Here is a 13322-nt window from a genome sequence, read left to right as displayed (position 1 = left end):
CTATATCAACTCTGTTTATTTATGTTTAGAGTGATTTTATTTAGCTAGAAAAAATCATACAATCGATTAAAAATCACGATATATGATAGAAAAACTCACAAATGAAACGAAATAATATTCCACCACTAAATGCCTTGCGTATATTTGATATTGCTGCAAAATCCCACAGCCTTTCAGAAGCAGCTCATGAGCTGGGATTAACCCATGGTGCAGTGAGTCGTCAAATCAAGCTGTTAGAGGATTGGTTGGGGCAAAGTTTATTTATTCGTGATGGGCAACGATTAGTCGCAACAGAGTATGCTAAATATTATGCAGCTGAAATTAGTTCGGCTTTTGATCTTATTGGAGATGCAACAATACGCTTTGGTAAATCTCCCACAGCGAAAGTTATCCGTATCAATGCTCAAACAACGCTTGCCAGCCGATGGTTAATTCCTTTGTTACCTAAATTCTATGAACAATATCCTAAAATTGAAATCGCAATTGAAACCTCAGATACTGATACTCAACTAACTCAATTTGGTTTTGACATCTTAATTCGGCGAGATTCCATGAATAAGCTTCCATGGGCACATTTCAGAAAAATTAGCTTATTCCAAGAAAAATTGACACTGATTGCCTCTCCTGAATTATTAAAATCAACCCCGTTAATCTCATTAAATGACTTAGAGAAACACATTATTATAAGTTCTAAAACGCGTAATGGTGAATGGGAAAATTGGTTAGAAAAGGCAGGCGTTAAGGAATTGACGCCTTTGCATTATCAGCGATTTGATCATTTCCATATTTGTTTACAGGCTGTTATTGATGGATTGGGTGTTTGTATCGGTGGAATGCCAACACTTACCAATGCACTAAACAAGGGATTAATTGATATACCACTGCCCATCAATATCCCCGGCAGTCATTACTCTATGTGGATACCACCAAATGCTGAAAGACCGATAGAACTCGAAATTGTCCTTGATTGGTTACAAGCTGAGGCTCAATCATCAAACCATCTAAAATAAAAAACCCTCCGTGAAGAGGGTTCTATTTCAATTTATTCAGTCAAAAAATTAAAATCTGTACAAACTAAATGGTTTAGCATCGATAACAGGCGCTTTGCCAAGTAACAGATCCGCAGTAATTTCTGCCGATACTGGGCTTTCGGTCATACCCCAACCTGTCGCGGTATTGATAACTAAGCCCGGATATTCTTTCACTTCAGAAATGATAGGGTTTTCATCCGGCGCAATCGCCATTGCACCACTCCACTGATCAATTAACTGAGAATCCTTAAATGCTGGGAATTCAGTTTTTAATTTTTCCAGAGAAGCATTTAACTCTGGAAGATCAGGCAGTGCTGTCATATCACGATTTTTCTCGAATGGTGAAACCTCATCCAGTTTCCAGCTTGTTGGCTGCATGAATGAATCGATCAATTGTTCGTTCAATGAAATATGTACAGGGAAATCAGGCATACCTAACAGTGGCAGATATTTATAACCATAGGTAAAGGATTCTTTCACGACTGGAGCGACAATCACGCGTGGAGAAGTGGCATAGGTTCCATCGGCTTGTTCACGGAAGTAAATATTTCCCGGTAAAGCAACGTTTCCACCCGGTGCATTAGGCGCCGCACCAATTAATTGTTGAGATTGATAAGCGGGTAATGTTGGAACATCCACGCCAAGATTCTGCATAAACAGACGAGACCAAACACCACCAGCAACGACCACTTGAGATGTTTTGATCGCACCTTTTTCTGTTACAACGTCAGAGATGACACCAGCCTGAGTTTCTAGGCCTCTTGCTGCGCAATTAGTATAAATTTTAACGCCAATTTTCTTCGCGTAATCAGCCATAATGAAAGTGGTGATTTCGGCATCTAAGCTACCAGAGTCTTCTTCAAATCCTGCAATTTTCCACTCTGATTTAGCACCGCGTAAGCGCTGATCCAGCTCATTTCCTTCAATGATACGGGTTTTGAATGGAATATCTGAACCAACGTTTTTACTTCTTTCGTCAATCCATTTTCTTGCGTTAACCAAATCTTCTTCATTTTGGGGAACTTCAACGCGACCTTGGGTACGGTAGCTAGTATCAGCGCCAACTTTTGCATTCATTTCACGCCAGCGGTGTTTTCCTAAATGATGCAGCAAGAATGTTTCATCAGGCATTTTATAGGTGATCGCCTGACCATAGAAACGGGAAGACTGTTCACCTGCAATATTGCCTTTTTCAACAATAACAACCGACAATCCTCTTTCAACAAGATTAATGGCCGTCATAATGCCTAAAATACCCGCGCCAATAACCACAACATCTGCTTGCTGTGGTAATAATCCAGCGGTTCCTTCAACAAACCCGACTCTTGGCTTGCCCGGAACAAATCGTCCTTCACGCGTTAACATTGGCGTTAAAATTCCAGCACCAGCCGCTACTGCGACCACAGAGCCACCAATAATAAATTTTCTTCTACTTATTGCCATTTTGAAACCACCCTAATTTACACAAAAAATAATTACATTTTAAATAATCAACTTATTTTATAATGATATGTTAATTATTAGTAAACTATTAGTAAAGTTATTTAATTATATTAGAATGGAATTTAAGACTGAGAAATTCATAGATATAGGATCTATATCTATTTATGGCTTTTTATTGAATAGTTATTCAGTTGATAAGGTTGTTTGACAAAAAACCAATCAATAGCGAAGAGTTTTAAGATAGTGATAGCTTCAGATAGATAAGCAATATCTGATAGGAAATTTGTTATTTATAACAGTGATTTGATATCGGATTTGAATAATTAAGAATGGTAACTATCAAGTTAGTGGAATTGATTATATTGAAGACAGGCCTGTTGAGCAGATGACTATTTAAGCTTCGTGAGATTTAGATTTTGTTAGAATGCTTGATTTAATTAGAATTGGAATACTTGGGAAGATGTTACTAGAAGTGAAGATGGCGGAGGAGGAGAGATTCGAACTCTCGGATGGTTTCCCATCGGCGGTTTTCAAGACCGCTGCCTTCAGCCGCTCGGCCACCCCTCCGCAATGACGTGCACTATAATCATCTGAGCTTTCAATGTAAACCCCTAATTCGGTCGTTCGCTTTAAAAATATACTCAGACGTGTTTAATGGGCGAAATTATCAACATCTATGACTGTTTTCATGCGCGATACTTGGGTTATTGCTTATTTTTTGCTAAATTTACTGCCTACTTTTGTTTGGATTGAAATAAGCATGTTGGTTTTTAATAATCAAGAAATTGAGACAGACCCTCAAGGCTACCTACTTGATAGCCAACAGTGGAGTGAAGCGTTGATTCCTTTACTTGCTGAACAGGAAGAGATCGAAATTACAGATGAGCATTTAGAAATTATTCGCTTTGTTCGGGCATTTTATTTGGAATTTAATACTTCCCCTGCCATCAGAATGTTAGTCAAGGCAGTATCCCAACAGTTTGGGGAAGAAAAAGGGAACAGTCGTTATTTATATCGACTATTCCCTAAAGGACCGGCAAAGCAAGCGACAAAGCTTGCGGGTCTCCCTAAGCCCGTAAAATGCATTTAATTCTTCAGTAATCAGCTAATAGCGGACAGAAAAGTCCGCTATTGGTTCTGTTTGCCAAGTTTCTGCAAAATAGTGATCGATTTTTGCACCCGGAGGCCCACCAGCCTTCAGCCAATCATCTACAAAATCAATATCCTGCTCCGACCCATAAATGGCTAATTGCACACTGCCATCATCACGATTACAAACAAAACCTTTGATGCCGTTTTGATTCGCCCAATGAAAGGTTTGGTAACGGAAGCCAACCCCTTGAACTCGCCCATAAATATAGAAAGAACGACCTGATGCTGCCATGTTAGCCTCCGATGTCATCACTTAATCTATTAAAATCTCTGGTAATAAGTTGTTTTTTCTTCATTCAGCAGATAATCTGATAATTGAGGCACTGCTTTTCGTTATTACCTAAAGACAGTGTATTGCGTTATTGGTAATTGTCCATACATTGGCTTGAAAACGCACAGCACTGCCCATATGTAGTTTACAGTACAAGCAAGGCTTTTTAAGGAGGTCGCTATGATGATCACCAGTAAATATGGAATCGGGCAACAAGTCAGACATAAACTTCTCGGCTACCTAGGGGTAGTTGTTGATGTTGACCCTGAGTACTCCCTCGACCAACCACATGATGATGATATTGCATCTAATAGTACATTACGCGATCTGCCTTGGTATCACGTTGTCATGGAAGATGATAATGGGGAAGCTGTTCATACTTACTTAGCTGAAGCACAAATTACTTATGAGATGACCGATGATCATCCGGAGCAACCCTCCATGGATGAACTGGCTGAATCCATAAGGTCCCAGTTACAAGCTCCGCGTCTACGCAATTAATCATGAACGCAACCAGTAAAGCAGCAAATAAGCTGCTTTATTTTTATAAGCGTGAAAACTCAATTACTTTTCAAGACCTAAAGCAGGGATTTCTTGCTTTGGACACTTGTCCATTACACATTTAAGCCCTGCATCAAGTGCAATCCTCTGAGCTTCTTCACTAATGACGCCTTTTTGTAACCACAAAACTTTCGCTTTAATTGCAGCAGCCTCTTGAGCTACGCCAACTGCGGCTTCAGCATTACGAAAGACATCGACCATATCAATAGGATAAGGAATATCGCTAAGCTGCCCGTAGACTAACTGCCCAAATAATTGCTGTCCGGCTAATTTAGGGCTAACAGGAATAACTTGATAACCTTGATGAATTAAATATTCCATGACTTCATAACTTGGTCGGTCCTTTCGGTCACTCGCGCCAACTAATGCAATGGTCTTTATACTCGTTAGTATTTCAGCAATTTCTTGATCTCTCATCAAAATATCTCCCAAAACCTGTAAACTATTCATATGCATTATGATATATGTTGTATATCAATACTCACTCAATTTTTGCAGATACGTGACACCAATCTTGTTTAAGGGAACACCATGGAATCTACAACTCGTCAAATCGCGGCGTCAAAAAATATTGCCTTAGTGGCTCATGACCATTGCAAATCATCACTCTTGGACTGGGTTCAAAAAAATAAAAACCGGTTGGAATCTCACGAGTTATTTGCAACTGGTACGACAGGCACATTAATTAATAAAAATACTGGGCTCCCTGTCACAGGCATGCTTAGTGGTCCAATGGGGGGCGACCAACAAATTGGTTCTATGATTGCCGAGAAAAAAATTGATTTATTAATTTTCTTTTGGGATCCATTAAATGCTGTTCCACACGATCCTGATGTCAAAGCACTTTTACGCTTAGCTACCGTCTGGAATATTCCTGTGGCAACCAACCCAGCGACCGCTGACTTTCTAATTACGTCACCTTATTTTGATAGTGAAATTGACATTGTCATTCCTGACTATCAACGTTATTTAGACAATCGTACTCGTTAATTTGCAATTCAATATCATGTGCCAAATAAACACCAAATGGCACATGATAATTTCAACCACTATGGTTTCTTCTGTTTTGGTACACCCATTTGCAGAAGTTCATCAATAAATTCGGATGGATTCTCTGGATTATATAATAGCCATGCCTGCTGTTTGGCTCGCGTTAGTGCAACATATAACAGTCGCCGTTCTTCAGCGTGGGCAAAATTTTCGGGTTTCGGCAGTAAAGCCTCTTCGATGATTGACTCCCTTGCTGGGGCTGGAAATCCGTCCTTCCCACTATTTAGTCCACAAATAATGACATAATCCGCTTGTTGCCCTTTGGATGCATGCATAGTCATAAACTGGATATTAAGTTTTGGCCAACGAGTAGCTGCTTTATTAAGGACTTCTGGTTTTAAGTAATGAAAGCGCGCCAAAATTAAAATATTTTCATCTTCAAGCACATAGCCACTCATTTTATCCAGCAAACGCTCCAATGCCTCTTCATACAGCAAAACAACCGATTTTTTATTTCCTTTTGTTAAGCTATTTAACGGTTTATCTAACTGGCTTGGGTTTTGCAACACAAAATGATTGGCAATATCTCCAATACGTTCATTAAAGCGGTATGTTGTATCTAATGCACATATCTCTCCCTCACCAAAATTATTCTGGAATGAGGTCGTTAGATTAAGTTCAGCGCCACTAAATCGATAAATAGCCTGCCAATCATCCCCCACCGCAAATAGTGCAGTTCGTTTATTTTGTTGACGCAATGCTTGTAATAGCTTGGCTCTTAATGGAGAAATATCTTGAAATTCATCGACTAAAATATGCTTCCATGGACTAATAAATCGCCCTTTTTCAATGAGATTGACAGCCTGATGAATTAAACCTGAAAAATCAATCGCACCTTCATCTTTTAATGCACTTTTCCATGCTTTTAATAGAGGCGCCATCAGCCGAATTCGTTTTTGGAATAATTCACGAATGTCTTCAGCCGTATTATCAATCATCTCTTTTTGGCTTCCACCGTGCATCCGCATTAAACTTAACCAACGCTCTATACGTGGTAATACCTTACGGCTAATTTTTTCATCGTGCCAAAATTCACCATCAGGAATAGTCCATTGCAGTTCATCCGATAGCCATTCACGCCAACCTTTCGCCTGTGCTTTCTTGCTTGAACATTGCTCTCGCCATTCCGTTAATAATAAAGATTGGCGTTTTGAAGAGTCCGTTTCCAACTCACTGATCACTGGCGATTTATTGCTTCCTTCGCGAATGATGTGTAATGCTAAAGCATGAAAAGTTTTTGCTTCAATCTCCACTTGCTGTAAACGAGACTGAATTCGCTCATTCATCTCTTCAGCTGCTTTACGCCCAAAAGCTAACAATAATATCTGCTCAGGTTTTGCCAAGCCTCGTAATAAAAGCCAGCCTGCTCTTGCCACTAATACCGAGGTTTTTCCACTTCCCGCTCCAGCTAATACCAAAACGTTATCTTCACCATTAATGACTGATAGCGACTGAGAATTATTAAGCGGAGACGATTCTATATGTTGAAAGAAATCAGAGTAATGAGTTAAAACCGATTCGCACCATTGTTGATTATTTTGGTGGCGACATTGCTCGCTATTATTTAACCATTGGCGACAGAATTGATAATGTTCAGCACAATTGTCAAATTGTGGAATTCGAGCCAAAGGTAGAGGAAGAGATGCAAATTGTTGCGTAATTTTTTCTTTGATTATGTTGAGATCATGCAGACTTAACCATGAATCTTGCTGTGTTTGTTGTAAAATTGATTGCGCTAATGGGGTCAATACTTGCGCACTCACCTCGCTCATTTCGGCACTCCACTGCTGCCATTTTTCATTCAAAAAACGGTAAAAGTGTTGAGTTTGCTTCCATTCAGTGCCATGTAAGCGCACAACTTGTTCATTGATAATCTCAAATTCCAACTCCCCCCAAACGATCCCTCGCTTACAACGAATATCAATTAATTCATTGAATGGGATGAGATATTTGTGGTTATCACCACTAACTTCGATGCCTGCATTCAGTAAGCGAACCCGATTATAGGGATGCTGAGCCAGGCGCTGTCCAATCTGTGTCGATTTCAGTTCCATACGTTCTGCACCTGAGTAAATCATTTGTGAAAATAATCAAAGCATAATTGCTAATAGTTTTTTATTCTACGTAAACACGTTATTCTATGTAGTTAGGGATTTGTTTCACCATTGAGGTATTTTGTGCTAACGCTGCTGACGAGTTATCGCCGTGTGCTATATAACAGCCATATTCTATATTATATCCGAATACTAATAGCTCTGACAGGCACCACCTTGGTTCCATGGCTATTAGGGCTAGAGCCAAAAGTGACCATCCCTTTAACGTTAGGGGTCGTTGCTGCTGCACTCACAGATCTAGATGATAGACTAACAGGTAGAATAAAGAATTTAATTATCACGCTATTTTGTTTTTTTATCGCCTCAGTTTCTATTGAACTGCTCTTTCCTTATCCTCTGTTTTTCTTTTTGGGATTAGCAGTTTCCACCTGTGGATTTATTCTGCTCGGAGCTCTTGGCCAACGATATGCAACTATCGCGTTTGGTGCATTGCTGATCGCTATCTACACCATGTTGGGCGTACCCATATTTGAGACTTGGTATCAACAGCCTATCTTATTGCTGACAGGCGCAATTTGGTTCAACATTTTAACGCTCATTGGTCATATCCTATTTCCAGTTCGTCCACTGCAGGATGCGATAGCACAATGTTACCAACAGTTATCCGCTTATCTTGATGCAAAAGCTAACTTATTTGACCCTGATCTAGAAGATGACTACCAGCAATCTATCTATGATTTAGCGCTCGTGAATAGCACCCTTATCAGCACAATGAATCAAGCTAAAATATCACTATTAAGTCGTTTGAAAGGTGACAGAGGGCAAAAAGGCACCCGTACTACATTACAATATTATTTTGTTGCCCAAGATATTCATGAACGAGCTAGCTCATCCCATATACAGTATCAACAATTAAGTCGACGCTTACGTCACTGCGATATTCTATTTCGATTTCAACGCTTAATGACGATGCAAGCTAGAGCATGCCAGCAAATCGCACAGTCCGTTTTATGGCGCAAACAGTATCAACACAATCCACGTTTTGAACGCACTTTTGCTTATATTGAAAATTCATTACAACTATTACAAAAGCAATCACCTGAATTACATGAAATTAAGGCTCTGCGGAATCTACTCAATAATTTGAAAGGAATTGACGTCCAGCTAAAAGGACTGAGTTTAGGGCAAATTGAATGGCAGCAAAACAGTAAGCAAATTGAGCAACTTTCAGATGAGTCCCTGTCTGGTTTTAGGGATATAGTCACACGGATTAAACATCACCTGACACCAAAATCATCACTATTTCGCCATGCGGTCAGGATGTCAGTATTGCTATGCACAGGCTACGCCATCATTCAGTTATTTAATATTGAAAAAGGATATTGGATATTACTGACTAGCCTGTTTGTTTGTCAGCCAAACTATAGTGCGACTAAACGGCGACTTGCTATGCGGATTGTTGGTACCCTATTAGGTATTCTAATTGGATTACCACTTCTGAATATTGTTCCTTCCATCGAAGGTCAGTTAGCCTTAATCGTGGTCAGCGGTTTGTTATTTTTTATGTTTCGTAGCAGCCAATATGCACAAGCAACCCTATTCATTACCTTGCTGGTTTTATTTTGCTTCAATTTGCTGGGTGAAGGATTTGACGTCGCTCTTCCAAGAGTCATTGATACTCTTATTGGCTGTTTTATTGCATTACTTGCCGTGAGCTTTATCTGGCCCGATTGGAAATTTCGACAATTACCCCAAGTTGTACAAAAAACCATGGACAGTAACTGCCGCTATCTAGATGCCATTTTACAACAATATTACCAAGGAAAAGACAATAGCTTGGAATACCGTGTTGCCAGACGTGATGCTCATAATAACGATGCTGAATTTGCGTCTATTGTGTCTAATATGGCTTCAGATCCTAAGTCATACCAAATCACACAAGAACAAGCATTCCGTTTATTATGCTTAAACCATACCCTATTGAGCTATATCTCTGCACTCGGCGCCCATCGGGAAAAAATGCACAATGAAGATAATTTAGCGTTATTGAATGATGCGATTTGCTATATTGAATCCTCAATCCAAGTGACCTCTCTAGACCCTGCGATTGTGGATGAAAAATCAGAACATTTGAGACAAAGCCTGCTAAATAGGATTGACCATATTTCCAGTGACGATGATGAAAAAACTATACTTATCATGGAACAAACCAAACTACTGGTTGAGCTAATCCCTGAAATAAAATCCATGATTCAACAAATTAGTTTGTCATAAAATAAACTGATGAGCGGGTATTAAAATCCTAATAAGGCGATATACCCGCTCCTTTTGTACCTACTAAGCACTAACTCACGTTATTAAACCATTTGATCAACTCTTGCTTTGCTCGAACAGGTAAAACTTCGCTGTGACATCCCTCTATTGCAGCCGCTAATCCTATTAATAACTTAACACTTAGAGTTTGTTTTCCATGTTGTTTAAGCTTTAAAAAACAGGCTTTTGCCCCTATCATAACGAGCTCTTCAGCACGAAATATTCCTATTTTACCTAATGCACGCTCCATCGACATATTCATATTGGGAAGATCTTTGATACGTACCGTTGCTGATGCTTTCTTTTGCGCTTCTTCATGTGCTGAACGATAAGCCAATTCAATAATATGACTCAATATTTCCACATTTGACCAAGCATTCTCAGGTAATTGATAATAACGTAACTCTAATGGAACCCCTTTTTTGCTGTATATCAGACGGTTTAAGCCTACTGACTCAAAATAACTTCGAGCAAACAAACATCCCCGCACATAAAATTGCCCATCTAATACCAGTCCTACTAAAATATTGTTGATACATAAGCAGTATCCACCAAAATGATTTCTCTTTTTTAACTCACCAAATTGCTTCAGCGTTTCTTGTAAAAGAGAATTTTTTTCCTTCTGTAATGACATATTTCTCAGTTCCTTCTGTTACCAAAATCACCATCTTCCTTGAAAAAATAAACGATAAAACTCTTTGCTTTTACAAACAATTACGACCTCTTAATTTTGAGAGTTTCAGTCATAAATGCCAAGCATAACTCAGATAAAAACCCCAAAGTTGCGAAGCGCTTTGTAAAAATAGCCTTGATATTGGATAAATATACAGTTACTGTATGTTCATACAGCATTGTAACGAGGTGAATTATGAGTATCTATTCTTGGAACAACACTACAGAACATTCTCTTAATAGTTATACGCAAGCGATCCCATCTACGGGTAATGTAAGCGACTCAATGCAACAAGGTATGGTTAGTGAATTGGTGTATGATGAACAGCACCCAATTATGGACTGTATACTGCTGCCAATGCTACGTCAGCTTGGTATTCAATCACGCTGGTTACTGTGGTTAAGCCCCAATAAGAAATTAAGTAAGAATTGGTTAGAACAAGCAGGTCTTCCGGTTAATAAAATCATGCAACTTAATCAAATACACTCAATTAACTCTGTTGATGCCATGGAAAAAGCTTTGAGAAGTGGTAATTACAGCGTCGTATTAGGATGGTTGCCAAAAATAAATGAACAAGATTTTATTCTTTTGCAAGCCGCTGCCAAAGAAGGTCATTCTATCGGATTCATCATGCGCCCAGAAAAAAATTATAATATAGCTACGACGGAGCTAAGACCACAAAATCATTTAAAGATTCATTCTAGAAGCTATCATTAATTCAGAATAAGATTTATCTTACCAAACTTTACCTTTTGTAATATTTAAGTAAAAACAACACTAAAAAGCATTGTAGATCAATTGGATAGAATACATTAGGATTATAGCCAAAATATATATATCTCTATGATTTTTACACTAAAAAAAGACTTTTTTTAACCTTTCTTGCTGGCTCTACTTGTATCTTTTGGAGTTCGTTGTAGACTTTAGCCTGTTAAGCTTATGGCATTATTTTTTTACTTTTCGTAAATTTTTGTGGATAATGCCAGCTGAACCTAGCAATTAAATTAAACCAATGGCAAATAATAAGGCTCACGAGGCCAAGCCAATATTGGATGATAACGAGGCGTAAAAATGAAAAAGACAGCTATCGCGGTAGCAGTAGCGGTTGCAGCGTTTGCAACTGTTGCGCAAGCAGCTCCAAAAGATAACACTTGGTATACTGGTGGTAAATTAGGTTGGTCTCATTATGAGCACGCTAAATTTACTGATGAAGCTGGTGATACTGTTGGTACCGGCAAAAAAACTCGTGACCAATTAGGTGCGGGTCTGTACGCAGGTTACCAATACAACCAGTACATGGGCTTCGAAATGGGCTATGACTGGTTTGGTAAAATGAAGTATAAAGGCGAAAACCCAGGAAGCGTGTCTTCAATGGGTGTGTCTTTAACTACTAAACTGAGCTATCCAATCATGGAAGACTTAGACGTTTATACACGTCTGGGTGGTATGGTTTACCGTACAGAAGCTAAAGTTAACAATTCAGGTAAAGAAACTGACACTGGCGTTTCTCCAGTTTACGCACTGGGTGTTGAGTATGCTATTACTCCAGAATTAGCAACTCGTTTAGACTACCAGTGGGTTAGCGGTATGGGCGACAAAGACAACATCGGTGTTAGCCCAGACAACGGCATGCTGAGCGTTGGTCTTGCTTACCGTTTCGGTCAAGAAGCAACTCCAGTTGTAGCTCCAGCAGTTGTTGCTGAGCCAGCAGCGCCAGTTGTTGAAAACAAACGTTTCACTCTGCGTTCAGACGTTCTGTTTAACTTCAACAAAGCATCTCTGAAACCAGAAGGTCAGCAAGCGCTGAACGAACTGTACAACGAACTGAGCAACATCGATCCAACTCAAGGTCGCGTGTTAGTAGTTGGTTTCACAGACCGTATCGGTTCACAAAACTACAACCTGCCACTGTCACAAAAACGTGCTCAGTCAGTAGTAGATTACTTAGTTGCTAAAGGCGTTCCAGCAAGCGCAATCGCTGCTGAAGGTCGTGGTAAAGAAGATCCAGTAACTGGTAACAAATGTGACGCAGTTAAAGGTCGTGCAGCTCTGATCGAATGTTTAGCACCAGACCGTCGCGTTGAAATCGAAATTCAAGGTACAACTGAAGTTGTAGCTCAACCAGGCGCTTAATTTATAGCCCTAGTTTGAATTTTGAACTGAATATAAAAAACCCCAATTTATTGGGGTTTTTTTTTGATTGAAATTTTTAATTCCAACCTATCTATCGCTCTTTTTATTATTATTTTACTACATGGCTCCTAACATACACATTACTTCTCTTTGGTTTCCCCTAAGATCGCCTGTAGATCGTTCTTCAATAAACTCATTTGGCTTTCATATTTATCTTTATGCTCAGCATCTTCAATTAACTGAATAATCGTCTCTGAAAGCGTTTTATTACGCTTTGAGGCAAGATTTGACAGCCGCTGCCATACCGAATAATTTAAATCGATAGATTTTTTCCGCGTATGTGGATGCTCCGCATTAAAATGACGCTTACGTCTTGCCCTGATACTTTGTTTCATGCGGTTATCAAGCTGAGGATCCATATGATCTGTAATCCACTTCAATACAGACACTGGGCTATTTTCCATTTTCAACAACAGCTCAATAGCTTCTTGCTCCGCACTTCTCTCTATATAGCGGGTGATTGTTTCTCCACCCCTGGATTTTTTTACCAGATATTCCCATTTCCAGCCACATTCAAGATTTTCAAGCTGCTGATATTTCATAATTTTTCCTGAAGAAAATCACACTTACCATTATATTAG

13 protein-coding genes and 1 tRNA gene are annotated in these 13322 nt (G+C 39.3%); 7 read left to right on the top strand and 7 right to left on the bottom strand.

The window, feature by feature from the left end:
- Positions 1–101: 101 nt before the first annotated feature.
- Complete coding sequence (locus PR761_RS05190; RefSeq protein ID WP_006813535.1) at positions 102–1010, top strand: LysR substrate-binding domain-containing protein; 909 nt, start codon at positions 102–104, stop codon at positions 1008–1010.
- A gap of 48 nt (positions 1011–1058) precedes the next feature.
- On the opposite strand, the gene PR761_RS05185 is transcribed toward PR761_RS05190, so the two are convergent.
- Positions 1059–2474 carry an NAD(P)/FAD-dependent oxidoreductase gene (locus PR761_RS05185; RefSeq protein WP_006813536.1) on the bottom strand — a complete coding sequence of 472 codons (1416 nt, stop codon included), beginning with the start codon at positions 2472–2474 and terminating at the stop codon, positions 1059–1061.
- 479 nt (positions 2475–2953) lie between these two features.
- A tRNA-Ser gene (locus tag PR761_RS05180) sits at positions 2954–3041 on the bottom strand.
- Positions 3042–3234: 193 nt separating this feature from the next.
- Here PR761_RS05180 and PR761_RS05175 point away from each other — a divergent pair.
- A complete protein-coding gene (locus tag PR761_RS05175; protein WP_039854453.1) occupies positions 3235–3564 on the top strand; it encodes a TusE/DsrC/DsvC family sulfur relay protein in 330 nt (109 codons plus the stop codon).
- 15 nt (positions 3565–3579) lie between these two features.
- Here PR761_RS05175 and PR761_RS05170 read toward each other — a convergent pair whose 3' ends face one another.
- Positions 3580–3858 (bottom strand): acylphosphatase, encoded by a 279-nt coding sequence (locus PR761_RS05170; protein WP_230083625.1) that lies wholly within the window; start codon positions 3856–3858, stop codon positions 3580–3582.
- A 219-nt stretch (positions 3859–4077) separates the two neighbouring features.
- On the opposite strand from PR761_RS05170, the gene hspQ reads away from it, so the two are divergent.
- Positions 4078–4398: a heat shock protein HspQ gene (gene hspQ, locus PR761_RS05165; RefSeq protein WP_006813539.1), complete on the top strand. Its 321-nt coding sequence runs from the start codon at positions 4078–4080 to the stop codon at positions 4396–4398.
- 63 nt (positions 4399–4461) lie between these two features.
- Here the strand turns inward: hspQ and PR761_RS05160 are convergent, their stop codons facing one another.
- Complete coding sequence (locus PR761_RS05160; protein WP_039854456.1) at positions 4462–4875, bottom strand: CoA-binding protein; 414 nt, start codon at positions 4873–4875, stop codon at positions 4462–4464.
- 114 nt (positions 4876–4989) lie between these two features.
- Between PR761_RS05160 and PR761_RS05155 the strand changes: the two genes are divergently transcribed.
- Positions 4990–5448 (top strand): methylglyoxal synthase, encoded by a 459-nt coding sequence (locus PR761_RS05155; protein WP_006813541.1) that lies wholly within the window; start codon positions 4990–4992, stop codon positions 5446–5448.
- Positions 5449–5507: 59 nt separating this feature from the next.
- Here PR761_RS05155 and helD read toward each other — a convergent pair whose 3' ends face one another.
- On the bottom strand, positions 5508–7562 hold the full coding sequence (gene helD, locus PR761_RS05150; protein WP_154611240.1) for a DNA helicase IV: 2055 nt from the start codon (positions 7560–7562) through the stop codon (positions 5508–5510).
- Between the two features lie 123 nt (positions 7563–7685).
- Here helD and yccS point away from each other — a divergent pair, with 123 nt between their 5' ends.
- A complete protein-coding gene (gene yccS / locus PR761_RS05145; RefSeq protein WP_126436604.1) occupies positions 7686–9836 on the top strand; it encodes a YccS family putative transporter in 2151 nt (716 codons plus the stop codon).
- Positions 9837–9906: 70 nt separating this feature from the next.
- Here the strand turns inward: yccS and PR761_RS05140 are convergent, their stop codons facing one another.
- Positions 9907–10509: a TfoX/Sxy family DNA transformation protein gene (locus PR761_RS05140; RefSeq protein ID WP_006813544.1), complete on the bottom strand. Its 603-nt coding sequence runs from the start codon at positions 10507–10509 to the stop codon at positions 9907–9909.
- A 234-nt stretch (positions 10510–10743) separates the two neighbouring features.
- On the opposite strand from PR761_RS05140, the gene sulA reads away from it, so the two are divergent.
- A complete protein-coding gene (gene sulA, locus PR761_RS05135; RefSeq protein ID WP_112836487.1) occupies positions 10744–11265 on the top strand; it encodes an SOS-induced cell division inhibitor SulA in 522 nt (173 codons plus the stop codon).
- Between the two features lie 354 nt (positions 11266–11619).
- Entirely contained in the window at positions 11620–12681 is a 1062-nt protein-coding gene (gene ompA, locus PR761_RS05130) for a porin OmpA (RefSeq protein WP_112836485.1), read from the top strand.
- Positions 12682–12821: 140 nt separating this feature from the next.
- Here the strand turns inward: ompA and matP are convergent, their stop codons facing one another.
- On the bottom strand, positions 12822–13283 hold the full coding sequence (matP, locus tag PR761_RS05125) for a macrodomain Ter protein MatP (protein WP_112836483.1): 462 nt from the start codon (positions 13281–13283) through the stop codon (positions 12822–12824).
- Positions 13284–13322: the final 39 nt, after the last annotated feature.

The organism is Providencia sp. PROV210, assembly GCF_028479445.1.
Taxonomy (GTDB): Bacteria; Pseudomonadota; Gammaproteobacteria; order Enterobacterales; family Enterobacteriaceae; genus Providencia; species Providencia rustigianii.
This window is presented reverse-complemented; position numbering and strand designations above follow the sequence as displayed.